Source organism: Chitinophaga agrisoli, from assembly GCF_008386695.1.
Taxonomy (GTDB): Bacteria; Bacteroidota; Bacteroidia; order Chitinophagales; family Chitinophagaceae; genus Chitinophaga; species Chitinophaga agrisoli.
Genome location: NZ_VUOC01000179.1, coordinates 1 through 431 on the forward strand (window position 1 = coordinate 1; position 431 = coordinate 431).

The following is a 431-nucleotide window of genomic DNA, read 5'->3' on the forward strand; positions in this document are numbered from 1 at the left end:
CCTCTGCCATTCCTCCTTGCAAATCCTCTCCAGTTCTGTCAGGTTGGATGGTAAAGGTTGGTGGACAGCCATTTTTAGGTCTCTCCAGAGATGCTCAATTGGGTTTAAGTCAGGGCTCTGGCTGGGCCATTCAAGAACAGTCATGGAGTTGTTGTAACTCCTTCGTTATTTTAGCTGTGTGCTTAGGGTCATTGTCTTGTTGGAAGATAAACCTTCGGCCCAGTCTGTGGTCCTGCCCACTCTGGAGAAGGTTTTCGTCCAGGATATCTCTGTACTTGGCCGCATTCATCTTTCCCTTGATTGCAACCAGTCGTCCTGTCCCTGCAGCTGAAAAACACCCCCACAGTATGATGCTGCCACCACCACGCTTCACTGTTGGGAATGTATTGGACAGGTGTTGAGCATTGCCTGGTTTTCTCCACACATACCGC

The 431-nt window shown here is 49.7% G+C and carries 2 protein-coding genes; both read right to left on the reverse strand.

From position 1 onward, the window contains the following. Nucleotides 1-144: transposase (locus F0L74_RS34870; RefSeq protein ID WP_497707342.1), on the reverse strand; the 144-nt coding region annotated here is incomplete at its 3' end. Then, on the reverse strand, nucleotides 131-431 hold a 301-nt coding region (locus tag F0L74_RS34875; RefSeq protein WP_213087199.1), incomplete at its 5' end, for a hypothetical protein. The genes F0L74_RS34875 and F0L74_RS34870, both read right to left, overlap by 14 nt.